This is a genomic window from Spiroplasma endosymbiont of Aleiodes alternator (assembly GCF_964031135.1).
Taxonomy (GTDB): Bacteria; Bacillota_I; Bacilli_A; order Mycoplasmatales; family VBWQ01; genus Spiroplasma_E.
Window position 1 is genome coordinate 992,755 of the sequence record NZ_OZ035008.1, and the last position, 25,766, is coordinate 1,018,520.

Here is a 25,766-nt window from a genome sequence, read left to right on the forward strand (position 1 = left end):
TATTTTATTAAACCTATACTTTATTAAAGTAATTAATTATTCCAAATTTAATAAAAATTATAAAAGCTATTGTATAGGAATTTGCAAATAGTAATTTTTCTGCTGGTCTTTAAAAATTTAAGATTTTTTTCCCCTCCCTCCAGACCTCCTACCCCCAAGGCTTATTGCTACCTATAGTAGCAATAAGCCTATACGTATAGTAGTAGAAGTATTTAGTTAGTAGTATATAAGCCTTTTATCACTGTAGGTGATAAGGCTTATACGTAGAAAGGATTCGTAATGATTAATGTTAATTTAGATATTAAAAATAAAGTTAGAAAAACAACTAAAGGTATGTTATTAGAAATTGGTGAATATGAAACATGATTTCCAATTAAAGATACTACTATTAATCAAAATAATAAAAAAATAACATTAAAAATAATTGAAGATTTTAATTATAAATTAGGTAAAAAATCAATTACAAAAGATATTGAAAGTATTAAAGGTAGTGAAATTTTAAAATATATTAAAAATATTTCAGATATTACTACTACTGAAAATGAATTAATATCTTGTGAATTTTATGAACAATATAATGGTTATTATATTTTTACAAATCCTGAATTGTAAAATTAAAAAAGACATTTATATAAAAATTAAATTGTGTTAATTCTATAATTAAGAAAAGAAAGGAATTAGCACAATGTATAAGTATCTGACTATTGAATCAATAATAGCAATAAAAGAATATAAAAGTTATGAATTTTCAATTCGTAAAATAGCAAAAGCTGTTGATTATAGTAAATCAACTGTACATAGAGTTTGCAGATTATTAAATCAAAACTTATTACCATTAGAAATATTGAATCAAATTCAAAAAAAGAAGCAAAATGCAGGTAGAAAATTAATAATTTTAACTTTAACAGAAATTAATACTATTAATTATTTGTTAATTACTAAAAATTATGCGCTTGATATAATTGCTAATTTTTTAAAGGAAAATAAAATAAAAAGTATTTCAACAAAAACTTTATATAACATGTTTAAAACAAATCGAATGGCTTTTGATGAAAATAACTTATTGAGAAAAGGAAAAAATAAACCTCATAAACGAAAAGAAACTAGAGGACGAATTAATAATTGTAAATCTATTCATGAAAGAAATTTAATCATTCCTAATATTAAAAATATACAAGAATTTGGTCATTTAGAGGGTGATACTATCATTGGTAAAGATCATAAAAGTTCTATTATTACTTTAGCTGATATATGATCAAAAACCACAATTCCTTTAGTTTCTAAAAATCATAAAGCAGAAAATATTACAAAAAGTATAATAAAATTTATTTCAAAGTTACAAAAAGGAACAGTTAAAACTATTACTTTTGATCGTGGTAAAGAATTTAGTAAATGAAAATTAATCGAAAAAATTTGCAATGTTAAGATTTATTTTGCAGATCCTGGCAAACCTTGTCAAAGAGGTTTAAATGAAAATAATAATGGTATTTTAAGAAGATATTTACCAAAATCTACAGATCTATCTTTATATAAACAAAAAGACTTAAATGCTATAGCATTTCAAATTAATTCTACACCCAGAAAATCACTATCTTATAAAAGCCCAATAGACTTAATACAATTATTTTAAAAACTGTCCCATTTGTCCCATTTATATTTACAATTCAGGTAAACATTTAGAAAATATTAATGAACATAAACAAAGAATATCAAGATTACAAGATGATATTAATCATTTTAATAATTTTATTAAATCAAATGAAATAAGATTAACTGAATTAAAAATAATAAGAGAAATTTTAGAAGAAAAAAGAGAAGAAAATAATGACTAATTATTTACTTTCAATTGACCCAAGTATAAAAAATACTGGATTTACTTTATGAGAAAAAAGATGTCATGTAATAGATTGTGAAAATAATAATTGTATTGAATTAAAACTATGAACACCAACATGAATTAAAAGTTATAGTTTTGAAAAATTTAAAAATATTAATCCAACATTTGATGAACAAATAATATTTGAATTATTTATGATTGGTGAAATTGGAGATTTTGATAATATGAATATAATTATTGAACGTGGTACTTTTCATTCAAAAAATGGTATTGGTTATGAAACTCAAGAACATTTAAGAGGTTTTATTGCAGGAACATTTAATAAATTATTAACAAAAGATATGTTAATAAGTCCAAGTGAATGAAAGAAATGATATGTAAATCATTTTAAAGATAATTTTAATTTACCTAAAAAACAAGAATTTATTTGAATAAAAAATACTTCAATACAGTTAGCAAATGAATTAATTAATGAACAAAATTGAAATATAACAATATCAAATCATGATGAAACAGATAGTTTATTAATTGGTTGATATTATTTAAATAAGGAGAATAAATAATGAATAAAAAGAATAAAGAAAAAATTAAAGTTAGAATTCATGAATTTGAATTATATGATTATCAAATTGATACTTTATTAGATATTATAAGAGAAATGATAAAAGCAAATATATATGAAAGAAGAATAGATTAATGCAAAAGCAAAAACAAGAAAAAGTATTATTAAAATGTATTGTTAAAGATTGTAATAGTAAAGTATTAGTTACTTTAAAAACTTTAAATATTGAAGATAGTGCTGTTCAATTTTTTAATATGTGTTATTTTCATAAAAAACAATTTAAAAATAAAGTTAAAGAAATAAAAAAAAAGTAAATAATGACTAAACGTGAATTTTTAATTAAATGAAAAATTGATAAAGATAAAAATATTAAATTAGATTTTGAAAATGATTTAATTTATGAAAATATAGCATTATCAAGTTCATATAGTGATAATTTTATAAATGAAATAATTGAATTATTGAATGATTATAAAAATATTGAATGAGATAATAATTCAATTATATATATTTAGTAAATATTTATGATATAAAAATAATATAAACTTAATATAAGTTTTTTAACTCATTGCTTTATTTTAAAGTAAATGAGTTTTTATTTTGAAAGGAGAAAAAATGAATAAATTACAATCACGTATTCAAGAATTAGAAAAAGAGATTGAAACAAAAAATAAAATGATTCTATTTACTGAGAAAAAAAATAATATTGAAATTTCCAAAAAAAATCCAGACAGTAAATTTCTAAAATTTTATAATCATGAAATTGAAAAATATCAAAAAGAAATTTGTGAACTTTATAATGAACTTTATAAATTATGAGAAGAAGAAAATAAAAGTAATTTAAATATTTCAGGCCAAGTACATGAAGATAAAACAAGTCCATTATTACAAGAACACATATTAAATATAAATAATGAAGAAAATTTATTAAATACAAATAATCATTCAAATCATAATCGTTGTATTATTTTATAAATATAAAAAGTTACCAATAAGGTAACTTTTTAATTAGGTGCCAACCTAATTGATATAAAGTGAAATTAAAATACTTATCTTTCTCTATAACCCTTGATAAGTATTACAATAAATTATACATTAATATTTAAGATTGTGGGGAAATATTATTTTGATTAGTTTTTATTTTATTTTTTGTAACTTTTAAAATTACTCAACCTATAAAAAAACCAATAGAAACGACAAATCACAATGATAACATTTTAATTAAAAACATTCTTCCACTACTAAAATATTTAGTCATATCATCAGTAATAATACTTACATTATCATAAAACTTATCTCAATAGATTAATGTTCCTAAATAATAAATTGATATAATTAAATAAATAAAACTAATAAGTATTAATCATGTTTTTTTTTCTTTAAATTTTATTTTTTTAAAAATATTTTTCATATAATAACACTCCATAAAAATATTTATCATAAACATGATTATTTTAACATATAAAATAATTTTTATCTTGAATTTAAAATTATTTTATAAATATTAGTTTTAATATTACTGATATATCTTTTTCCATGTGTATATATTAAATTATTTTTTCAATCATTTATACATTCAATTTTACCTAAATTTGCTTGTAAATAAAAATTTCATTTTAGATGTTTATTATCAACAATACTCATCGCAATACATGAATTTGTTTCATAATTTTTATTTACTGTTCTTCCTAAACTTCCAAAATGTACTGATAGATTAAATTCATAACCAGTTAAATTATATGGCATTAAATTATTATTACTATAAGTATAAATATATGCTAATCCATTTTCATCATTATTATCATTTGGATGTAAAAATTCTTGTTTATATTCATTAATTGTTGGATTATTATTACTTAATATTAAATCTTTTAAATCAATAGTTTTACTTATGTTTTCACTTTTTGCCGGTCTAAAAGTTTCGTTTGTAGAATATACTACTAATTTATTATCATGAGAATTTTTTATTTCTTCCTTTGTTTCAATAACATAATCGTAATAAATAGTTATTGATTTATAATATCTTTTTAAATCATTAAAAGTATTAATTAATAATGTAGGGTCTAATAATGATTTTAAATCAACTTCATAATTACCTAATTTATTTGAATTATTAATAAGTCAAACATTAAAATTAGGTTTGTATGATTCCGAACTTGTATCAATTAATGATACATCATCTGTTATCATTTCAATTTTTAAATTTGGAATAATAATTATTGATTTTGCAATATTTTGTGGGCTTGGTGGTAATATTTTTGCAGGATAACTAAATGTTGTTTCTTCACTTTCTTCATATTCATCATGATTTAATTTATATAAAGTAGTTCAATTAAAAGCATTACCAGTTAATGCACCCATATTATTATAACGAAATTGCGCAACTGATATTTCATTATAATCACCTTGATAAGTAAAAGGATTATCACTATAAAATGTATGTCTTTCTTCACCTTGATGTAATGATTGAGTTACAATTGTATCAATAATATAAGCATAATTTGAACCATCTATAACTCCATTTGATGTAGGATTTCATTCACAATCTTTATCTTCATTTGTGATAAATCAACTGTACTTATTTGTTCTTTTGTAGTTAATTTTTCTCCATTTTCTGGATTTCATGGATAAACACTAACTCTATCACTTAATTTCATTGTCATAGCAGTTGTTGAAACATTTGCTCCTAATAATTTACCAATAGCAAAATCATTATCATTTGTAAAAGCATTTAAAGGAATTAAACCACCATTACCAATAATATTTTCTAAATTAATTGTAAAAAATGCACTCATAAAACCATTAAAATATAACATTTTTTTATATTGTTGAACATTTTGAGTAATAACTCAACTACTTCAAATACCTAATGTTAAAGCATTTAATAATTTACCAATTAAAGGAATATCACTTAAAGCAAATGGTAATCATTGAGTACTATCATAAGGCATTTGTATTAAAGGACTAAATACTACACTATTAAAATTTAATATAGCAGACATATATTTTTGACTTATTTTTGAATAATCAACAGTTGGACTTTCTATAATTAAATGAGTATCTGGGTCTTTATATTAAAAGGGACTTTCCAGCAATCTGTGTAACTTAGTGATTTTACAACTAAAATTTATTTAAAAAACACAGTTTTTAGGAAAGTCCCATTTAAAATTATTTGACATATCTACATTATAATTACCTGTTAAATTATTTATATTTCATTCACTATCTCAAAAGAATTTTGCTTCTCCTACTGATGTACCATTACTTAATCTTGCTTTATCTTTATCAAATGCTAACATACCTTTAAAATCTTTTGTTACAAATAAATTATCTTGAAAATTTAATGAAGTTTTTAATCATTCTGTAAAATTTTTAAAATTAGTAAATCCAGTAGGTTTAGCATCCATAATATTATAAAATGTAGTTTCTGGATGTGAACTTGTTGTTATTTTATCATTTATACCAGCAAGTAAACCACCATTATTTTTAATATCAGTTGTAGATAAATTATTATTACCAGCAATAAATAAACGTCGAGAAGCAAATACTTTACTTTCAAATATTTCTTCATTATTTTGTTGTATAGGTTCTTGACCTTGAATTATAGGTCTTCCATAATAATAACAACTTGATAATAATTCTAATCCATATGATTGTCTATGAGAAAATCTCACTCCTATATCACACATTAAAGTACGATTTAATGTTACTTTTCCTTGTTGAATAGTAGGGAAAAGCATAACCACTTCCTGGTGAAGAATACTGTACAAAATCAAGTGTATTTTGACCACTAGAAACTACTCTATCATTTAAACTACTAAAAGTTAATACTTGCATACTAAATGCACCATTATAAGGACTATAATAATTTGTTACATTTGAAATATATAATAATTGTCTATCTTGATTTTTACCACTATTACCACCAATATTTTCATTTTCATCATTAAATACAACAAAAAATTGTAAATAATCATCAATTGTAATATGTTCTTCAAACATTACTAAAGTATATTGTCTTTTAGTTTGTACTGTTTTAAATATTTGATTATTTGGTAAATTACTAAAATCAACACCACTTGTATCATCAATTAAATAAGCATTTCAATAATCACCAATTTTATATTGTTTTGTATAAAATTCATCTTGACAAGTTCACTTTATGTATTTCTTCATTAATTTTACCTTTATTTTTTTGATATATTTTTGTACTATTTTTTCAAATACATACAACTGGAGTAGTACCAGTTAATATTAATTCATATTGACCAAAATCACTTATCTTACTATTAATTGGTTTATAACCAGTTTCAGTTAAAGGAATTGCACCATTATTTATAACAAATGGAAATATTTTTCAATAACTACATCTCTTTATTAATTGTTGAGTTTGCTTTAATGCTAGATGTGCTTGTTTCATTAATTGAATTTTCATTGCGTTGCTTATTATCATTTGTATTATCTCCTAAATGTTTATTTAAAAATTTACTTTCTTCAATAATATGTTCTAATTTTTGTTTTGCCATTAATGTATCAATATTTTCATATAAACTAATTGCTTCAACTATTGACATTGTTCCATTATTTAATCTACTATTAATTAATTCATCTTGTACTAATTGGTCAACCATAGCAATTGGTATAAATTCAAAACTATAAGGTCTTTCACCTTTACCATTTCAATATACTTTTCCATTTTCATCTTTAGAAGAAGTTACTAACATATCAAACATTCTATATAAATAAGTTGAATAATGTGTTATTTTAACTTCTGTTGTTTGCATATCAAATTTATTATTCATTAATGTTTTAGTTTTATTTTCATAATTAATACCATTAAATTCATCATAATCATAACCAGCACCATTAAATATTTGTTTTGCTGTACCATTATAATCAAGTCAATATTCACCAAATTTTGGATTACCTTGTACAATATCAACTCCACCATTACCACCTTTTACATAATTTGCAGTAGTAATATTTAAAAATGCATCTTTAATAATTGATTGAAAATCATCACTTAAATTTAAAGCTTTAAATTTTTCATTATCAATAATTCCATAAAATCTAGTTAAATTTAATATTCTTTCTTTTCTTTTTTGTTTAATAATATGCTGTAAATCTCATATTAAATTTCATACTGGTGCACAATCTGGATATGCATTCATTTGTGTACTATTACCATAAAAATGAATTTGTGGTAAATTTGTAATTTCAACAATTGGTAAATAACCAAATGGATTTTTTAATTCATATTGTTTTTGTAATTGACTTTCTGGTTTAATTTTTGATTTTGTACTACCTAATAAAATTTCTCTATTACCATTAAATATTTCAACTTTTACTTTTGAATTTTCTATTGTTACTCTTGTTAAACTACCATTATCACTTTGTTCATTCATAAAAATAATTCTGCTGATTGTTCTTGTTCATTAAATTTAGCAACACGTGACATAAAACTTGGACTTGGTAAAGTTAAACATAATTCACCATTTTTAGTTAACATTCATATTAAAAAACATTTACCTAATAATGAATTTTTAATACCAAATTGATATAATTTTTTATTTCATTTATCTTTATCTTTTAATTTATTTAAAAAATTTAATAATTCTTTATTTTCACTTTTAAATAATAAACCTTTACCTAATCATAACATTGTACTTTTATTTGCAATAATTCTAGGTATATCTAATTCTCAAGTATCTTCATGTATAATAAAATATTCTGTTGGATTATAATTCATATTATCACTCCTTATTATTAATAAAACTATATTGTTTACCAAATTCAAATTTAGTTTTATTAATTAATAATTCATTATTTATTTGTTCAATTAATCATTTCATATCATTCATTAATGCATAACAATCACTATCTCAAGTATCATCATATAAATCTAACATTTTAGGTTCATTATTTGAATTTTCTATTTTAGATTTAGATAATCATTGAATTAAACTATATTGTCTTTTAGTTTCTGGACAATTATTTCAATCATAACTTAATATATTTTTAATTAATCCAGTAGTAGTAAAATCAATTCTATCTTTGTAAATACATTACTGATTTATCTACTGGTTCAAAATTTAATCAATTCATATTTCTTTTATTTTTTTCTACATTTAAAATATCAATAAATGCTTGACCACCATTACCATAATCAACATAACAAGTAAAACCTTTAAACATAGCAAAATATTTTTGTGCTTCAATTAAATAATAATCAATAATACTATTTGCTAATTCATAAGTATTTTTAAAATGCATTGCTGGTTGACCATTAATATTAGCATTACTATGATAAAATTCACTTACTTTATGTGCTCTTCTTCCATTATGATTTTCACCAATAAATCATAATGAAGCAGCAGTTGGATGACCACTACTACTTGTTGCCATACCTATATCTAAACCACCAGTTATTTTAGAAACTTGAAAATCTAATTTAGTTGATACTTTATCTAAATATCTTGCAAATATAGCACCTTGTAAAACACTAGGTACACCATAATATCAACTTTGTGCTTTTATAGGGTCTAATACTTTTAATTCTTCTAAGTCATTAATCATATCTAATGTCAAATTATGAGAATTTACTTTTCAATTTGAATAATGAAATAATTTAAAGATATTATTATCAAATACTGATTTAATTTGTTCATTTTTAGATTTCATAATTTCTAAATTAAAAGGTACTATATTATTCATATATTCAATAAAATATTGATAAATATTATCTGGATTACAACTTTTTATTTTTATTCTTTTTTTAGCATTACCTAATGCAAATGTAATTGCTTGAAATTCTGCTTGAGTAAATTCATTTGCTTCTTCACATCATTCAATTGCTAAATCAAATCCTTTTATTTCACTACGAGAAAGACCTTTTAAAGGTATTCTATCATTTGAATTACTATATACACTCATAACTCTAATAAATGATTTACTACCTTTAAATCTAAAATCTGCTTGTTTATTTGGATATTTTAAACTAAAATCTTTATAATCATTAAAACCAATTGTTATTAAAGCATTATATATTTCTTTAAGTAAATCATTAATATCTTTATTTAATTTTCTAAAACAATATATAGCAATTGATTTATTAACTTTAATTGAAATAGCAATTAATATTGCTAATTCTTCTGCAATACTATATGTTTTACTTGAATAACGACTTCTACTTAAATTATATTCATTATGAGTAAAATCACTTTTATTTAATAATCAATAACTAATTTCATGTAAATAAGTAAATTCTTTATTCATAATATTATTCCTGTAATTCTTCTAATTTTCATACATTACCTTTTAAATTACCTTTTACACTATAAATAGTAATCAATTTAGCATGTTGAACTGATAAAATTACTATATTAGCACTATCATTAAAGGTTTGTATTTGTACACCAGCAATTTTTTTATCAGTTATAATAAATTCTTGAATAGTATAAACTGGATTATATATACTTCAAGAATAATAAACTCTATAATGTTTATTCTCTTGAAAATCATAAGTAATTTGTCAATAATCTCATTTATTTTTTTCTCTTGTTCCTACTTCTTTTCAATTTGAACGACTTGGACTTGGTGTTGGATTATTTTTTAATTCAATATCTCAATTATTTTCTTCTATTTCATTAGTTTCTAAACTTTTTGAATTAATTTTTATAGGTTTATCTATATTAATTACACTTGGTGAAGTAATATCTAATGTATTACTAGTAATTTGATAAGTATTTTCTTTTAATTCCTCAAAACTAAATATAGCACCACCATCAATTTCACATTTAATAAATAAACTTCATTTATTACTAGCTTTAGTATAATCAGCCTTAAGAATTAAAGAAGCATCTTTATTATCAATTTTACCAATTAAAAGAGTTCATACTCCAGTTCCAATAGCTTTAGCTGATTTAAAGGTAATGTTTAGTAATCTGTGTAACTTACAAAAATAACTATGTTTAATTAATTCTAGTAAATATAATTAAATGACTAGAAAGAGTGAGTTACAGATGGCTAAAAAGCAAAATATTAATAATAATGATCCAATATCAAAAGCAGTAGATTTATTATTAGAAAATACTGAAGATTTAACAACAGTTTTTAAAGAGGGAGGATTGTATAAAGAATTAACAAAAAGATTAGTAGAAAAAATGTTGAATTCTGAGATGCAAAATTATTTAGGATATGATAAGAATCAACATAGTAATAGTGACAATGCTCGTAATGGTATAAGTTCAAAAAAATTAATAACTCAACAAGGTAAAATTGAGATTGATGTACCACGAGATCGCAATAGTAATTTTAATCCTGTAATAGTTGCAAAAAGACAAAGAAGATTTGAAGGTTTTGATCAACAAGTTCTTTCTTATAGAGGCTTTTATGTAATCTGTGTATCTTTGTTTTACAAAGTACTAGTTTAGATTAATTCTATCTTCAAATTTTATCATAAAATGAGCAATTGCTGTATTTCAATTTTGAATGGGCATTGTTCATTTTTTTGTTATATTTTCAATTGCTAAATAAAATATTTTAAAAACTGCCATATCATTAGGAAAAACTTTTTTATTTCTGATAACTTTTCGTAATTGACTATTTACAGATTCAATAGCATTTGTTGTATAAATCACTCTTTTAATTTCTGCAGGATAACTAATAAAAACAATTAAATTATCTCAATTTTTATATCAAGATTTAGCAATTTGAGGATATTGTTTATTTCACTTATTTTCAAAGGATTCTAAAGCCTGCATTGCTTGTTCTTCACTACATGCAGTATAAATTGGTTTTAAATCTGCAACTAGAGATTTTCTATGCTTATATGAGTATTTCGGGACTTTCCAGCAATCTGTGTAACTTACTGATTTTACAACTAAAATTTATTTAAAAAACACAGTTTTTAGGAAAGTCCCGTCAAACTTCAAGCAGAAGTTAAATTTATATGCAAGTAATCGGCAATAATTTGTGCTGCCACAGGACCATTAGAAAAAGAGTTTTTATAAAATGGTGGTAACATTTTAACTATTTTAGGTATTTTTAAATGCTTAAAAAGAGCTGTAAAACCACTTACTAATGCTCCTGTGTCTGATAAACTATCTCCTAGAACATAAAAATTACCTTTTATTTTTTGATTATCATTCATGACTTCTCCTTCTAACAATAAACTTAAACTGAAAATATCTTAACATAATTGATTTAGCTTGTCATAGTACAAAAAATAATTATGCTAAAAGTGGACATTATCATATTTAAATAATAAAATTTCCTCTTTGTTTATAATCTTTAATAATATTAACAGTAATTAATGTTGCCATTAAACAAGTAATACAACTAATAATATTTAAAACAACAGCAACAATAGTAATTTGATATGAAAAAACTTTATTATCATTAAATTGAGGTAAAAGCACAATAATACTAATAATTTCGCAACTTGTTCCAATAATACCTAAACAAAAACTAATAAAATCAAGCGAAATACTAAATTGATCTTTTCGATATAATTTCATATTTTGTTTTATCAAAGTTTTCTTTAATCTAATTAAACGGAACATTAAGAAAAAAGGTAGAAAAGCTAAAGTAAAACTAGTAATATCAAAAAAAATTGCAACAACAGTTATTCAAAGTGATGCTTTATCATTATCTCAAAAAGGTTGTAATGCTAAAATACTTAGAATTCCCAAAAAAATGCCTATTAAACCAGTTCCAAAACTTATTAAATCCATTTTAAGAATTTTTTTATTAAACTTTAAAAAATATACTCTTTTTTCCAAAGTGACAAATCCTTTCATGTCTATATATAAGTAAGATTTTATCATATAAATGGAAATAATTAATTCATATTTTTATGATAACTAATAAAGCATTTTATCTTTTTCCTAACTCGCCTTAACTTTTTAACAAATTATATTCTTTTATAGAAATACTTTTTCTTTTAATTATTTCCCCTTGTTGAGTTATATCCATTTTCAAAAGCAAAATACTTATTTATATATTTTTTTTGAACATCTAGAATAAAGTAGACACAGAATTGTAACCTTTGTGTTAAAAATATTTTAAGGAAGGTGTTCATTTTTTTATGGCTAAATGACTATCAAAAGAAGAAAAGTTAAAAATAATAAAAATAAGTAAAATTAAAACAATTGATAAAACCGCATTAGAGTATGGTATTGGTCGATCATCAATAAAAGAATGAATTAAAGCATATAAATTATTAGGTGAAAAAGGTTTAGAATATGGCAATGGAATTCGTGCTAAAAAAACCAAAAGAACAGGTCGACCCAAATCTTTAAATTTTAATGAAATGACAAAACAAGAATTAATTGAATATATTAAGGCAATGAACAATATAAAAAAGTATTTAGAAAAATCGACAAAAAAGAAAAAATATTTTGTGATTTTCTCATTGAAGAAAAAATATCAGATTAGTTATTTATGTTGATTATTAAATGTTTCAAAATCAGGATATTATAAGTGAATTAAGAATGGAATGAATGAATTTAATAAATGAGATACATTTTTAGCTAATATAATATTTTGGGAGCATACCGATGTTGTCAATAATATTCAAATTTGTCTTAAAATTATAAAGTTAGACGAGAATAATTTTGACTTTAATATGCAATTGTATGTTAATCTTAACACTTGAAAAATATTAGTCAACAATAATACTTACTTTTATAACTCAAAAATTCTTATTAAAGTATTTTTAATAAGTTTTATTTTATTTTTCATTTTTTAAAAATTTTAATTTATAATAACTGGATGGCAGTATTTATTTGATAGCATTTAAAATTAACCATTTTTGTATACATATCAATGTTATATGTTCTATCACCAATCATTTTTTTTAAAATTTGTTTAATATTAGTTTCAGTAAAGCAACCAATATTTTCAACTAGTGCTTGGTTTAATACACCATCTTTTGCATTAATAAAATAACCAACTTTTAATTTTTTATATTTTAAAGTTAATGATTGTAAAAAATCAATTAATTCATAATATTGACCTTTGGAAAATAAATTTATTGCATTTTGATAGTGTAATTTAGCAATTTTATCTTTTTTTCTTCCTGCCATTATGCCAAGAAATAAAACATGGAAAGCATGAAATTTATCTAAAATAAATTTAGCATTTAAAATTGTAGCAGTTTTTTTAATTCATTTTGCACTATCTCCACAAACTATTAAATTTGCTTGGTCAAAATTTTCAAAAAATAAATTACCATATTTTTCAATTAATTTTGCAGTTTTTTCAGCACCAATTTCTGTTTTTGATACTCTTATTTGACATGCTGCTCTTTTATTAATTAATTTACCATTCTTCTTTTTGCCAGTACAAAATACTAATAATCTCATTGAACATTTTTTACAATTTTTAGTATTGTGTTTTTCATTAAACTTAAATTTTCGATGACCATCATCAATATTGATGTATAAATTTTGATTTGGTTGTAATGGTATTTTGGGAATATTTGCTTTTGGTAATTCAAATTTTTGATATGTTCTACAAACTGTACTATTACTTATTAAATCTTCAATAAAAGTATCACAAACATCACGATACTTTTTATCATCAGCAAAATATTTTAAAATTTGTTTAATAACATTTGGTGCAAGCTTACTATATTTTTTAACACCAAGATAATTATCTAATAAAGATACGTATTCAGTTTTTTGTTTTTCTATGTTATAATAAGTACAAATACGTCGTTTATAATTTAGTAAACCTTTTTTTTTAATTTTCTTTTTCTAAATCTATATGATTTATATTCAGATTTATTACATGTATTTCATAAATAATCATCTATTTTTTGAAATAACTCTTCTGTTTGTTTTAAACTTAATTCATCTTGATTAAAATCGTGTTTGTCTCAATCAAAATGATTAGGGAATGGCAATATAAACATTTTTAATGTTCCTTTCTAAATTTGGTTTGTTAATAATTTAAGTTTATTTTTTTTAAAATGAGGAGTAAATATGGCTTTTATTACTAGTTATGCACAATTAAATAAAAAATATAATCTTAATTTTAGTGATAATAATTATGGTTTTAGTTGAGATATTTTTAAAGAATTTGTTGGTGATGAATGAGCAGAATATTTTACTACTAATTGTTTTTATCGTTTTGTTCCAACTGCACGTGGAACAAGAAAAACTTGAAACTGTTTAGCATTTGATTTATTTATATGCTGTAATTTTAGTGATAGTAGTGTTCAAGAAGTAAGACGCTATGAAAATACTCATAGTGAAACTACAATTGGTGCTTTAATGAATGTTTGTCAAGTTTTATTAGATACATATAATATTAATTTATTACCTAATAATCCACATGGTATTAAATGAAAAATAACTAAGGATGGTGGATGTATTATTTTTCCTAATAATCAACAAATTGACTTTATTGGTTATGCTAATGGTAATAAAATTTTTGGAAAAGAAGCAGGCGGTTCAAGTTTTTTAGGTTCAAGAACAGATGAAATTATTATGGCAGAAGAAAAAGAAACTTTGACAGAAAAGCAATTAACATATCGATATGAAAGATTACAAAAATCTATGTTTAGAAGTAATCGTATTAAAGTATCAAAAGAACCTATTAAAGAGTGAAGTTGAACATTTATTGATAAAAATATATATAGTTCTACTTTTGGAAAATTGATTACTCGTTATTTTTATAAAAGTTTTTTCATTACGTTTACATGTAATCCATACGATAAATACCACCCATTTTATTTAAAATACTGTACGCCATTTTTACCATTAAATGATAAAGTGATGGAAAATCTTAAAAAAGTTGGTAAAATTTATTATGAAAATCAAGATATGTTTAGTGGTTTAGGTTTATTTGTTTTAAGATTTACTATTCAACCATTTTGAAATAAATTACCAGATATTCAAAAAAGAACATTATTAGAAATGAAAAAAAGTAATCCTGATGAATTTAATACTGTTTTTTATGGTTTTGAATTTTTAGATAGTGATGCAACAATTTTTCCATTTCAAAAAACTGTAAAATATTGACAATTATATGAGTTAAAACAATTTTATAATCAAGAAAAAGATATGTATAAATTTGATTTTTATAGTGTTGGCATTGATTGAGCTACTGGACCAAAAGACCATACTGTGTTTATGGTAGTTGGTTTTAAAGAATATAATAATACTGGTTATTATGATGCTTATATTATTTGTGAATTAGTAGTTACTCCAAATGACTTTATAAATGAAAATGAAAAAATTAATGCTTATGCAAATGAAATTTTAGGATTAATAGACAATTTTGAGAATTTTGAACAAGCAATTTATTTTTATGATGATAAAGCAAGAACAGCAATTGATTGATTAAATCAAAAATTAATAGATGAACATAATACAATTTTAATAACACAAACTGCTATTAAACATAATTCTAATTTAAATCAAGAAGCCAGATTAACTAATAGAGTAGTTTGAATGAGAAATATTATGAGTTATGGAAACTTTTATGCAAATAAAGATGATTTACCAAAAACGACTCAATGTTTAGAAGAATTACGTTATGATGAAACAAAAACTAACATTCCTGACAAAACTATGTATCAAGACCCTTATGATACGTTGTTTTATGCACTATATCCATATAAAAATGTAATTAGGGGTAAAAATAATGCTACTGTGAAAAAAAGTATCTTCACATTTGCAATATAACAAATAAGTTATATATAATTAATAGTATAGATATCATAAAATAAACGCCTTTAATTTAGGAGTTATTTTTGTTTAAAAGCATACTTGTAAAAATTTCAAAAAATGCTTACAATTAATCAATAAAATGTTAAAAATTAAGGAGTAAATTATGATGAATAAAGAAAAATCATTAAAAGTTGTAAATAATTTGAAATCTTTAAAAAAGATTTTACAAAATGAATGTTGTTTGTCAAAGTAAAAATTGTAATAACAAATGAAGTAATATTGTATTACTAGAATTAAAATCAACAACATTTAGTCTTTTTCTTTGTGAAAATCATGCAATTAATTTAGAATATGAATTATTACCAAAATGATTAAAAACTTGTGAAAAATTAAGAAAAAATAAAAAGGAGAGATTTATTATGAAAACATGAATAAAAACAAATTTAAGTAAAATAACATTAGCATTAGCACTAACTGGTGCTACAACTGGAACAATTGGATTAATCATGGGGGGTGCTTACCCATAATATGGAAAATTACTATTTAAAACCAAATGGCGAAAAAGTATATGGAACAACAACTATTTGATGAAATAAATTTTTGAGTCCAAACAAAACTTCTTTATACTTCAATACTGTAAAAGAGCATAGTGAAGATATAAAATGAGATGGTAAATATACACAAAATTATTTTAATAAATAAAATTTATTGATATATAATATTTTTATAAACTTTATATAAGTTTTTAACTTATTGTTTTATTAAAAATAAAATGGTTATTTTATCTTGAAAGGAAGAAATTTTATGATTAAAAATGTATTTCAACAAATGTATAAGTATTCTAATAAAAATATATTAAGAGATTTGCGAGAAACCAAAAAAATAATTGATTTTATAGAAACATATAAAATTAATTGTAAGGGAGACCCAGAATTTGATGGTCTTGATAAATCAGACATTAAAGAAATTTTTGGTTTTATGTGAAAAGATAGATTGATTGATGAAAAAGAAAAGTTCATTAAACTTGGTTTAGACTATATTAATCAACCAATTACCTTTTCAAATCAAAAAGAATTAAAAAAATTTTTAGATAACACAAATTATATTTTAAAACAAAATAAATTTTTAACAAATCAATCAGAGTGAAATATGAAAACAGGAATAAGTTTTAAATCTGAAAAACTTTGAGATGGAAAACATTTATCAAATTGTAAAGATGAAATAAATTCTTTTGATTTACAAAATCAACAATTACCAAATAAATATAAAAATAACGCACTTAAAATATAATTTAAATTTCTAAATTTATATAAGAAGTATTTTCATTATATTTGAGGCTTTTATGTAATCTGTGTATCTTTGTTTTACAAAGTACTAGTTTAGATTAATTCTATCTTCAAATTTTATCATAAAATGAGCAATTGCTGTATTTCAATTTTGAATGGGCATTGTTCATTTTTTTGTTATATTTTCAATTGCTAAATAAAATATTTTAAAAACTGCCATATCATTAGGAAAAACTTTTTTATTTCTGATAACTTTTCGTAATTGACTATTTACAGATTCAATAGCATTTGTTGTATAAATCACTCTTTTAATTTCTGCAGGATAACTAATAAAAACAATTAAATTATCTCAATTTTTATATCAAGATTTAGCAATTTGAGGATATTGTTTATTTCACTTATTTTCAAAGGATTCTAAAGCCTGCATTGCTTGTTCTTCACTACATGCAGTATAAATTGGTTTTAAATCTGCAACTAGAGATTTTCTATGCTTATATGAGACATATTTCAAACTATTTCTAATTTGATGAACTATGCATAATTGATGTTCTGTTTTAAGATAAACTGATTGTATTGCTTCTGACATGCCTGTTAAATTATCACTGCAGGCAATAAGAATATCATTTAAGCCACGATTTTTCATTTCTGTTAAATTTGCTAATCAAAATTTAGCACCTTCATTTTCACTAATTCATAAACCTAAAACATCTTTTTTACCTTCTAAATCAACTCCTAAAGCTATATAAACTGATTTATTAATAATCCTTTTATCTTGTCGTACTTTCACTATTATGCAATCAAAATAAACAATCGGATAGACACTTTCTAATGGTCGATTTTGCCATGCTTTTACATCATCAATAACATCATCAGTAATTTGACTAATAACACTTTCACTAATATCAGCACCATGATATAACTCTTGTAATTGCATTCTAATATCTGATAATGTCATACCTTTTGCATATAAAGAAAGAACTTGTTGATCAAAACCATCAAATCTTCTTTGTCTTTTTGCAACTATTACAGGATTAAAATTACTATTGCGATCTCGTGGTACATCAATCTCAATTTTACCTTGTTGAGTTATTAATTTTTTTGAACTTATACCATTACGAGCATTGTCACTATTACTATGTTGATTCTTATCATATCCTAAATAATTTTGCATCTCAGAATTCAACATTTTTTCTACTAATCTTTTTGTTAATTCTTTATACAATTCTCCCTCTTTAAAAACTGTTGTTAAATCTTCAGTATTTTCTAATAATAAATCTACTGCTTTTGATATTGGATCATTATTATTAATATTTTGCTTTTTAGCCATCTGTAACTCACTCTTTCTAGTCATTTAATTATATTTACTAGAATTAATTAAACATAGTTATTTTTGTAAGTTACACAGATTACTAAACATTACCTTATATTTATCAAATAAATTAATATTAGTTAGGTTTATTTCTTCTTTATTAGTTATTAAAATTAAATCATAATTACCAGCACCAAATATCCCACTAATTTCAATCCGATTTAATTTATTAATCGGATTTCTTGCTTGTAATTCAAATTCATTATTATTATCAATTTGTGAAATTTCTTTATAAAATTCTAATTTTGAAAATAATTGAGATTTATTTGAACCATATAAGTTTAAAGCATTTTCTACTTTATTATTGCTAATAATTGTTCTTGTAAAGTATTTACCATATTCACCATTACCTAATGTCCAATCTGCTGGAATTAATGACGGAATATTATTATTTTCTAATTCATTTGTAATAGATAATCAATTAAATTGGTTATCATCTAGTTTAAATAATTCATTTTGACTAATGTCATTATTTTTTAATTTAATATTATTAATATCAGTGAAATCAAAATATTCAGATTTTAATATTACTTTTATATCTTTAAATTCTCAAATTTCATCAGTAGTAGTATGTATAGGATTAGATTTTAATTCAAAATAATAAGGTAACAATAATTTGTAATCATCATTTAATTCTTTATTAATTGACACTACTGAATAAATATTATTTGATAACATAATAACTATTTGTTTAAATATTTTTATTTGTTCTAAATCAATATAATTTGGATAATCTAATTTTCATTGTTTAAATAAATTAGTAATTACATCATCTGGCTTTTGTCCTTCAAATTTAACTTTTAAATAAGCAATATGGTTATTTGGACTACCATTTTCATATTTTGCTCCATCAAAATTACGATTATAATTATATGTATAAGTTAGCATGTCTAATAATACTTTTTGTAAACTATCAATTGGTGGTCTATCTTTTATTTCAAGCTCAACATCATGAAATTTATTGGTTGTAGAAATAAATAAATTATAGTTACCTACTAAAAATCATGACTCTAATTTTTTATCTTTTAATTCTATTTCATCAGATAATGGTCATACATGTAAATTTTTAGAAACATCATAACCTAATTTAGCGTTTGTTACTCTTGCATTATTAATAATTTCTTTTCTTGTTTCAGTTCCCCCACCAATACAATTAAATCTAAAACTGATTTTTCTTGTCCTATAAATTGTTTTGCTAATTTTCAAGGTAAAATTTGTTCGCTAAATCATTGTTGTAATATTATAACTTTTGGTTGAGTTTCAATGGGCATTGATAATAGCGGAAATGCTATCTTATCTTTAACAAATAACTTTGGGTATACTTCCATATTGTCAACTTCACCAAGTACCTTTATATTTCCGAAAATCATGCTTCTAGGTGCTTTAATTTTTAAACCAGTAACTTTTGTATCTTTATCTAATGGTTTTTGTAATTTAATAATAATTGGATAACCATCTCTTGTTTTAAAATCTTTAATTTTAATAATAGTTATACTTTTAGTACTTCTTGTTTTTGGATTTTGATATGGTTGTGAATAATTATTAATGATATATAAATCATAAATATTATTTTCAGTTATGGGTTCATTAATAGATACAGCATATAACTTAAATTGATTTAATAAATTTATTTCTTGGAAAATTAAATTTTTAATATCAGTCATACTATATTCAATTGTATTATCATTAATATTAGTACTTGCTCTTTGATTTAATTGCATAGTAAAATCAGATGTTTCAACAGCAGTAGTTTTTAATACTTTATCAATATCAATAAAACCTATTTTAATAGTATTTGCTGAAAATTTTAAACTATTATTTTCATTATTTTTAAATAAACGTTCAATTTCATAAATATATATTGTTCTTTTTTTAAACTCATCATATGCTCTATTAATATCGGGGTCACTAGTAGCACTCATCATATTAGTAAAGTCATAAGAAATATTATCAATTAAATAATCATTTTCTACTTCTGCTTGATTAAGTTTAGTTTGTTTCTGTGGAAACTTCGTTTGTGGTTTGTTGTTGTTTTCCATTGTTCTCTCCTATTAATTGGTTATTTTCGGGATTAAATAATTTTAATTTAACAGTTAAATTATTAATTTCTTGTTCATCATTAATATTAAATGTTTTACTATTTAATAAATCTTTATCTAAACTTACTAATAATTGAATAAATTTAAGAATATCAATATTAAATTGTCATAATTTTTGTTCAATATAGTTAATAGTTGAAATATTAACTGCTGTACTTTCAGGGACTGATTGTTGTGCTGATTTCTTTTGACTTGGTATATGAATACCACAACGTTTAAATATTTCATTAACATTTCAATCGTATATATCAGTTAAATTTTTACCTTTAAAATTACTATTTGTCATATTGATATTTTCGTTTTGTTCATTATTATCTCCACCACTTTTAAATATGTAGTTTTTAGTAACTAATGTTCTTACTGCTTCTTCTAATGTTGATTGAACATTACCATAAGTTTGACTAAATATAAATTTAGGTGAATTTAAAATGGTATCTAAAACAATTTGTTCATAAATAACATCTAATGATTTAATTTTATCCATTACTTTATCACAATCTGCTTGTTCATTTGCTTTATTTCTCATAATTGCTATTGGTATATAATTGATATTTAGTATTTGTTCTTGTTCTAAATTAGGATTATTAATGAATGATTTAAAATCTAATGGAAATTGTTTTTTATTATCACTAATACTATAAATTGCACGATTAATAGTTACTTGTTCATTATTTAGTGTATAAACTTCAAATAATCTTACAGTTTGTGCATTTTGTTGATAACTATCATAAAAAATAGTACATTGAATTAATTTACCAGTAATATCATAAACTCTTTGTTGTATATCTACTACTTGAAAATATAAATCATCATTAGCAATATAAATTAAATAACCACTAATTCCTAATTTACTTAATTTAAAAATAGAATTTCAATTTTTTCTATAAAATTCTTGTTTAATTAAATATTGTTTAATAGTTTCATTATTAATGTCTAATGGAGCATTATATAAATTAGCATTATTTTCTGCTACAAAATCAGTGAAATAAGTTTCATGATTAAAATCATTAAAACCAAAATAATTTAAAATTGAAGCATGAGTACTTTTATTTTTATTACTTAAAAACTTTATTTTTTCACTTTGACTATCACTAATATTGCTTTTATCTTTCCTTTTAAATATACTTAACATAATATTCACCACCTTTCTTTAAAATATTTGATTAATTTTTAATATAATTTTTACAATAATAAATATAATTAAACCTGCTGTTGCAGATGATAGAATTACTCCAATTAAACCTAAAATAATTTTTATAATTTTAAAAAACATAATATTATTCCTGTAATTCTTGTAATTTTCATGTATTAACTTTATCATTACCTTTTAAAGAATAAATGGTAATAAATTTTGCATGATTAACTGATAAAACTAATACACTAGTATTATTGTTAAAAACTTCTATTGGTACACCTGCTATTCTTTTATCAGTTATAATAAATTCTTGAATTGCAAAAACTGGGTTATGTATATTTCAAGAATAATAAACTCTGTAACGTTTATTAACTATAAAATCATAAGTAATTTGTCAATTATCTCATTGATTTTTTTCTCTTGTTCCTACTTCTTTTCAATTTGAACCACTTGGACTTGGTTGTGGTTGTTTTTCTAATATTTCATTAATTGCTTGTAATAATTTTTTATTTTGAGTTTTTAATATCTTATATTCATTATTTTCTAATAAATCCTTACAAAGTAATGAATTTTCTTCATCATTTAATAAAATTTCATTTGTTTCAATATTATATTTAAAATAATCATTTGAAAATTTTTTATCTTTTATTTTTTCTTTTAATTCATTAATAGCCCCAACAATAGTTTTATTAGTAGTTTTTAAATTATTATCTTCTATATTTTGTTTTTTATCTAATAAATTATTAGTTTCTATTTTTGTATAATAATCACGTTCAGTACCTTCTTCTGCTATAAATTCAGTTGGTATCCCAGTTCCTTGATATTGATATATATTATGAATTATTGGTTTATACTTTTTTGTGCTATTAGTAATAATAAACTTTATTAAATCAACATCATATAATAATGTTACTTTGTCAATATTAACATCAATATTTTCAATTATTATTTGTTTTTGTTCTATTTGACCATTAGTAATTCTTATATTAGATTTAGTTAATTTATTATTACTTATAATAAGTTGTTTACTATCGATAAAATAATATGTTCAATCAATAATATATCATGTATCTGTGTTAATATTTTCATTTTTAACTTTTTTTCATAATGGACTAGTTTCAATATTAAATCAATTATTTTTAACATCATTAATATTTTCATTTGTTTTAATTAATTCACTATTTAATTTGGTAATTTCATTTTCATTTGTAGTAATTCGTTTTTGTTGTTTAGCAGAAAAATCGGGACTTTCCTAAAAACTGTGTTTTTTAAATAAATTTTAGTTGTAAAATCACTAAGTTACACAGATTGCTGGAAAGTCCCAAAAAATCACAAGTTGGAGCATGAGTAAAATCACCAATTTGTGGATTGTTTTGTAATGCTTCTGGTGGTAATGTACCAATTTCATCTGGTCAATCTAAAATCATTGTTTCAGTTTTTGGGTCATATTCAGTTGCTACATATCCTTTATTTATAAAGTTTGTAACACGACCCCTATATATCTCATTTTCATTATCATCAATTAAATCATCATATAACTTCATTTGTTTTGATAATGTAAATTCTTTTTGTTGTTCAATTAGTTCATCAATTTGATTTCTAGTATAAAATGCTTTTAAGTCAATTTTTTCAACATCTATTTCATCGTCATTATAACTTGAAAATATTTGTTTTAATTTTGTTAGTCTTGCCCATATTTTCATTCTACTAGGTGCTAAATCTCAAACGTTAATTGTTGGAATACTACTTGCACTAAATTGACTACCATTATTAAATTGAATAGTAGCATCAACATTAAATTCAATTGGTGTACGATTAAATACTCAGTGTTCAACCATTACATAAACCATATCTCTTAATGTTTCTTTAATTAATTCATCTTTAAAACTATCAAAAGGAAATTTAGATAAAATAAAATCAAGATAAGCATTAATATCATTTTGAGCACGAATAGCAAATGTTTTAAATCAATCATTAACATTAGGTCATGTTTGTATATATTGTTGTGGTGTTTCTGTAATTTTTCCAGTTAATGGATATCAGTTATTATAATTTTCTAAACTGACATCAGTTCAAAGTTTATTAATCATAATTTATCATTCCTTAAAAAATGCTTTTTTATAATGCTTAGTTTTTGTTTTAGTTTTTCTATGTGATATATGGATAATTTCTTTTTGTAATTTTTTCTTACCTTTTTCTACAACTTGACTATATGCAAATTTTTCTAAATGATGTAATAATCCTGTACCAAATAAAGTATTAACTGAAAATTTTAAACCAACTCTTTTAAATGATTTATTAATATTTTCAATAGGATTATTAATAACATTTACTACTTTATGATAAGTCCTTACTATTCTAAATATTTCTCTATATACTTTAAAACTATCTCTAATTACTTGTTGCACTACTGGTGGAGCAAATGCTATTGCTTTTAATCATTTATTTTGATTAACTCCATAACCAATGTATCAACCACTATATCAACGATATCAATGGAATGGATGTATTTGAGTAACAAAAGTTTCTGCTTTAAGAATACTATCAACAACTGTAATTGGTTTATATTTAGGATTGCGATGATAAATAGTAATTGCACATTTATCTAATGATAAAGGTTGAATTTTACAACCCATAAATACTGGGGAATTTAATGGAATTAATTGTGCATGTTTAATTGCTTTTTTCTCTGCACTAGTAAATAAATCAGTTGCTTTTTCTTTTAATTGATTAATTTTTTCAAATGCTTGTTTTTCTAATTTTTCAAATTTTTCTTGTAATTTATATATACTTTCTCGTAATTTTTCAAAATATGGAGTATCTTTTCAAAATTTATTTAAACCTTTTTTTAAATAAAATCTAATATCAAAATACTTAAAAATTTTATTTGCATTTAAAAAAATCTTATGAATTGAACTATTTTTAAAATTAAATTTAATAGCATTAGCACGAATTTTTTGTAAATCTAAAATTAAAGTTTTTCCATATCTATTTTCTGAATGTATTGTATGAACTAAATTTAATCAATCATGTTGGTTGATAGATAGTACTTTTTTTAAATCAGTATTATATTTTTTTAAAAAGTTATTTGCTTTTTCAATATCTTTGATTTTAAATTTAGGAGTTAATTGTGGACTTAATTTTATTAATCTATTTTGTAATAATAAATAATCTTTTAATTCTTGTGCTTCTAATTTTTGAAAATTATTTTTATATTGTCTTTCAGCAACATAACCCAAATTTTGGATTATTGTTTCACGATTAGGAGTAAAACTATAATTCATTAAATAACGTTTGTTACCAATAATTTTATCTGTTAAAATTTCTTTTCCACTTACTTGACTAATAATTTCTTGTAAGTTTTTTACTTCTTTAATACCAACTTGTTCTAATGTTTTAGTTTTTTGTGCTAACTTAATAAATTTAGTTGTACGATAACCACGACTAATTTTATTAAGTCCAGCAAATGCTGGTAATATATTAAAAATAGTATTTAATGGTGTTACATTTCCTTTTAAATAATCATAAACTTGATTAATAGTAAAATCAGTTAAAAACTCTACACCAACAGCACTAATACTAGCAATTAAATCACTTGCACCTAATCCAAGTGTAAAACTTTCACTTAATCCACCAGTAAAAGGAGCAAGTGCTACTGCTATAACTTGTACACCAATCATTTCTAAAATTTCTCATCATAAACTTTTATGTTCTTGTTGTTGACTTATTCTAGTATATTTTGGTTTATTTATGTTTAAAAGTATTGCTGTATTAGTTGTACCAATTGGCATAATTAATT

The 25,766-nt window shown here is 22.2% G+C and carries 33 protein-coding genes and 2 pseudogenes; 13 read left to right on the plus strand and 22 right to left on the minus strand.

All coding sequences use genetic code 4. The features are described from left to right. Positions 1-279 precede the first annotated feature (279 nt). From ACQH20_RS05840 to ACQH20_RS05870, 7 genes are all read left to right on the plus strand, one after another. Positions 280-612 (plus strand): hypothetical protein, encoded by a 333-nt coding sequence (locus tag ACQH20_RS05840; protein ID WP_425376844.1) that lies wholly within the window; start codon positions 280-282, stop codon positions 610-612. Between the two features lie 73 nt (positions 613-685). Next, the gene (locus tag ACQH20_RS05845; RefSeq protein ID WP_425376845.1) at positions 686-1,630 is read left to right on the plus strand and encodes an IS30 family transposase; all 945 of its coding nucleotides are present in this window, start codon (positions 686-688) and stop codon (positions 1,628-1,630) included. Between the two features lie 194 nt (positions 1,631-1,824). Then, positions 1,825-2,400 (plus strand): hypothetical protein, encoded by a 576-nt coding sequence (locus ACQH20_RS05850; protein ID WP_425376846.1) that lies wholly within the window; start codon positions 1,825-1,827, stop codon positions 2,398-2,400. Next, positions 2,400-2,534: a hypothetical protein gene (locus tag ACQH20_RS05855; protein WP_425376847.1), complete on the plus strand. Its 135-nt coding sequence runs from the start codon at positions 2,400-2,402 to the stop codon at positions 2,532-2,534. Before ACQH20_RS05850 ends, ACQH20_RS05855 begins: the two co-directional genes overlap by 1 nt. Next, a complete protein-coding gene (locus ACQH20_RS05860) occupies positions 2,534-2,713 on the plus strand; it encodes a hypothetical protein (protein ID WP_425376848.1) in 180 nt (59 codons plus the stop codon). The genes ACQH20_RS05855 and ACQH20_RS05860 overlap by 1 nt, the downstream gene beginning before the upstream one ends. A 3-nt stretch (positions 2,714-2,716) precedes the next feature. Next, entirely contained in the window at positions 2,717-2,914 is a 198-nt protein-coding gene (locus tag ACQH20_RS05865; RefSeq protein WP_425376849.1) for a hypothetical protein, read from the plus strand. A gap of 100 nt (positions 2,915-3,014) precedes the next feature. Beyond that, positions 3,015-3,374, plus strand: coding sequence for a hypothetical protein (locus ACQH20_RS05870; RefSeq protein WP_425376850.1), 360 nt, complete (start codon positions 3,015-3,017; stop codon positions 3,372-3,374). A 127-nt stretch (positions 3,375-3,501) separates the two neighbouring features. Here ACQH20_RS05870 and ACQH20_RS05875 read toward each other — a convergent pair whose 3' ends face one another. The 10 genes from ACQH20_RS05875 to ACQH20_RS05920 all read right to left on the minus strand — a co-directional run bounded on the left by ACQH20_RS05875 (position 3,502) and on the right by ACQH20_RS05920 (position 9,674). Continuing rightward, positions 3,502-3,810, minus strand: a complete 309-nt coding sequence (locus tag ACQH20_RS05875) for a hypothetical protein (protein ID WP_425376851.1) — start codon at positions 3,808-3,810, stop codon at positions 3,502-3,504. A 62-nt stretch (positions 3,811-3,872) separates the two neighbouring features. Then, a complete protein-coding gene (locus ACQH20_RS05880) occupies positions 3,873-5,024 on the minus strand; it encodes a hypothetical protein (protein WP_425376852.1) in 1,152 nt (383 codons plus the stop codon). Further along, positions 4,910-5,401, minus strand: coding sequence for a hypothetical protein (locus tag ACQH20_RS05885; protein ID WP_425376853.1), 492 nt, complete (start codon positions 5,399-5,401; stop codon positions 4,910-4,912). The genes ACQH20_RS05880 and ACQH20_RS05885 overlap by 115 nt, the downstream gene beginning before the upstream one ends. A 129-nt stretch (positions 5,402-5,530) precedes the next feature. After that, positions 5,531-6,139, minus strand: coding sequence for a hypothetical protein (locus tag ACQH20_RS05890; protein ID WP_425376854.1), 609 nt, complete (start codon positions 6,137-6,139; stop codon positions 5,531-5,533). Next, on the minus strand, positions 6,057-6,575 hold the full coding sequence (locus ACQH20_RS05895) for a hypothetical protein (RefSeq protein WP_425376855.1): 519 nt from the start codon (positions 6,573-6,575) through the stop codon (positions 6,057-6,059). The genes ACQH20_RS05890 and ACQH20_RS05895 overlap by 83 nt, the downstream gene beginning before the upstream one ends. Beyond that, positions 6,520-6,852 (minus strand): hypothetical protein, encoded by a 333-nt coding sequence (locus ACQH20_RS05900; protein WP_425376856.1) that lies wholly within the window; start codon positions 6,850-6,852, stop codon positions 6,520-6,522. Before ACQH20_RS05900 ends, ACQH20_RS05895 begins: the two co-directional genes overlap by 56 nt. After that, positions 6,764-7,804 (minus strand): hypothetical protein, encoded by a 1,041-nt coding sequence (locus tag ACQH20_RS05905; RefSeq protein ID WP_425376857.1) that lies wholly within the window; start codon positions 7,802-7,804, stop codon positions 6,764-6,766. The genes ACQH20_RS05900 and ACQH20_RS05905 overlap by 89 nt, the downstream gene beginning before the upstream one ends. Continuing rightward, positions 7,774-8,148, minus strand: a complete 375-nt coding sequence (locus ACQH20_RS05910) for a hypothetical protein (RefSeq protein WP_425376858.1) — start codon at positions 8,146-8,148, stop codon at positions 7,774-7,776. The genes ACQH20_RS05905 and ACQH20_RS05910 overlap by 31 nt, the downstream gene beginning before the upstream one ends. A gap of 1 nt (position 8,149) precedes the next feature. Continuing rightward, positions 8,150-8,308 (minus strand): hypothetical protein, encoded by a 159-nt coding sequence (locus ACQH20_RS05915; protein WP_339049327.1) that lies wholly within the window; start codon positions 8,306-8,308, stop codon positions 8,150-8,152. A gap of 139 nt (positions 8,309-8,447) precedes the next feature. Further along, positions 8,448-9,674 carry a hypothetical protein gene (locus tag ACQH20_RS05920; protein ID WP_425376859.1) on the minus strand — a complete coding sequence of 409 codons (1,227 nt, stop codon included), beginning with the start codon at positions 9,672-9,674 and terminating at the stop codon, positions 8,448-8,450. A 746-nt stretch (positions 9,675-10,420) separates the two neighbouring features. On the opposite strand from ACQH20_RS05920, the pseudogene ACQH20_RS05925 reads away from it, so the two are divergent. Then, a pseudogene (locus tag ACQH20_RS05925) lies at positions 10,421-10,777 on the plus strand (transposase); the annotation flags it as partial. Between the two features lie 45 nt (positions 10,778-10,822). Here the strand turns inward: ACQH20_RS05925 and ACQH20_RS05930 are convergent. The 4 genes and pseudogenes from ACQH20_RS05930 to ACQH20_RS05945 form a co-directional block, all read right to left on the minus strand. Next, positions 10,823-11,233: pseudogene (locus tag ACQH20_RS05930) on the minus strand (transposase); the annotation flags it as partial. 74 nt (positions 11,234-11,307) lie between these two features. Next, positions 11,308-11,550 (minus strand): hypothetical protein, encoded by a 243-nt coding sequence (locus ACQH20_RS05935; RefSeq protein ID WP_425376860.1) that lies wholly within the window; start codon positions 11,548-11,550, stop codon positions 11,308-11,310. 106 nt (positions 11,551-11,656) lie between these two features. Further along, positions 11,657-12,181, minus strand: a complete 525-nt coding sequence (locus ACQH20_RS05940; protein ID WP_425376861.1) for a hypothetical protein — start codon at positions 12,179-12,181, stop codon at positions 11,657-11,659. A gap of 161 nt (positions 12,182-12,342) precedes the next feature. Then, positions 12,343-12,480: a hypothetical protein gene (locus tag ACQH20_RS05945; protein ID WP_425376862.1), complete on the minus strand. Its 138-nt coding sequence runs from the start codon at positions 12,478-12,480 to the stop codon at positions 12,343-12,345. Positions 12,481-12,486: 6 nt separating this feature from the next. Here ACQH20_RS05945 and ACQH20_RS05950 point away from each other — a divergent pair, with 6 nt between their 5' ends. Continuing rightward, positions 12,487-13,149 (plus strand): hypothetical protein, encoded by a 663-nt coding sequence (locus ACQH20_RS05950; protein ID WP_425376863.1) that lies wholly within the window; start codon positions 12,487-12,489, stop codon positions 13,147-13,149. Between the two features lie 10 nt (positions 13,150-13,159). Here ACQH20_RS05950 and ACQH20_RS05955 read toward each other — a convergent pair whose 3' ends face one another. Next, complete coding sequence (locus ACQH20_RS05955) at positions 13,160-14,149, minus strand: Mbov_0401 family ICE element transposase-like protein (protein ID WP_425377595.1); 990 nt, start codon at positions 14,147-14,149, stop codon at positions 13,160-13,162. Beyond that, the gene (locus ACQH20_RS05960; RefSeq protein ID WP_425376864.1) at positions 14,128-14,316 is read right to left on the minus strand and encodes a hypothetical protein; all 189 of its coding nucleotides are present in this window, start codon (positions 14,314-14,316) and stop codon (positions 14,128-14,130) included. Before ACQH20_RS05960 ends, ACQH20_RS05955 begins: the two co-directional genes overlap by 22 nt. Before the next feature lie 70 nt (positions 14,317-14,386). On the opposite strand from ACQH20_RS05960, the gene ACQH20_RS05965 reads away from it, so the two are divergent. The 4 genes from ACQH20_RS05965 to ACQH20_RS05980 all read left to right on the plus strand — a co-directional run bounded on the left by ACQH20_RS05965 (position 14,387) and on the right by ACQH20_RS05980 (position 17,368). Further along, entirely contained in the window at positions 14,387-16,093 is a 1,707-nt protein-coding gene (locus ACQH20_RS05965; RefSeq protein WP_425376865.1) for a hypothetical protein, read from the plus strand. 215 nt (positions 16,094-16,308) lie between these two features. Beyond that, positions 16,309-16,605 carry a hypothetical protein gene (locus ACQH20_RS05970; RefSeq protein WP_425376866.1) on the plus strand — a complete coding sequence of 99 codons (297 nt, stop codon included), beginning with the start codon at positions 16,309-16,311 and terminating at the stop codon, positions 16,603-16,605. A 1-nt stretch (position 16,606) separates the two neighbouring features. Then, positions 16,607-16,780, plus strand: a complete 174-nt coding sequence (locus tag ACQH20_RS05975; RefSeq protein WP_425376867.1) for a hypothetical protein — start codon at positions 16,607-16,609, stop codon at positions 16,778-16,780. A gap of 102 nt (positions 16,781-16,882) precedes the next feature. Continuing rightward, positions 16,883-17,368 carry a hypothetical protein gene (locus ACQH20_RS05980; RefSeq protein WP_425376868.1) on the plus strand — a complete coding sequence of 162 codons (486 nt, stop codon included), beginning with the start codon at positions 16,883-16,885 and terminating at the stop codon, positions 17,366-17,368. A gap of 84 nt (positions 17,369-17,452) precedes the next feature. On the opposite strand, the gene ACQH20_RS05985 is transcribed toward ACQH20_RS05980, so the two are convergent. The 6 genes from ACQH20_RS05985 to ACQH20_RS06010 all read right to left on the minus strand — a co-directional run bounded on the left by ACQH20_RS05985 (position 17,453) and on the right by ACQH20_RS06010 (position 25,758). Then, positions 17,453-18,691 (minus strand): IS256 family transposase, encoded by a 1,239-nt coding sequence (locus tag ACQH20_RS05985; RefSeq protein WP_425377562.1) that lies wholly within the window; start codon positions 18,689-18,691, stop codon positions 17,453-17,455. Between the two features lie 57 nt (positions 18,692-18,748). Continuing rightward, entirely contained in the window at positions 18,749-19,939 is a 1,191-nt protein-coding gene (locus tag ACQH20_RS05990; RefSeq protein WP_425376869.1) for a hypothetical protein, read from the minus strand. Next, a complete protein-coding gene (locus ACQH20_RS05995) occupies positions 19,831-20,772 on the minus strand; it encodes a hypothetical protein (RefSeq protein WP_425376870.1) in 942 nt (313 codons plus the stop codon). The genes ACQH20_RS05990 and ACQH20_RS05995 overlap by 109 nt, the downstream gene beginning before the upstream one ends. After that, positions 20,723-21,964 carry a hypothetical protein gene (locus tag ACQH20_RS06000; RefSeq protein ID WP_425376871.1) on the minus strand — a complete coding sequence of 414 codons (1,242 nt, stop codon included), beginning with the start codon at positions 21,962-21,964 and terminating at the stop codon, positions 20,723-20,725. Before ACQH20_RS06000 ends, ACQH20_RS05995 begins: the two co-directional genes overlap by 50 nt. Positions 21,965-23,235: 1,271 nt before the next feature. After that, complete coding sequence (locus ACQH20_RS06005) at positions 23,236-24,057, minus strand: hypothetical protein (protein ID WP_425376872.1); 822 nt, start codon at positions 24,055-24,057, stop codon at positions 23,236-23,238. 3 nt (positions 24,058-24,060) lie between these two features. After that, the gene (locus tag ACQH20_RS06010) at positions 24,061-25,758 is read right to left on the minus strand and encodes a hypothetical protein (RefSeq protein WP_425376873.1); all 1,698 of its coding nucleotides are present in this window, start codon (positions 25,756-25,758) and stop codon (positions 24,061-24,063) included. Positions 25,759-25,766 lie beyond the last annotated feature (8 nt).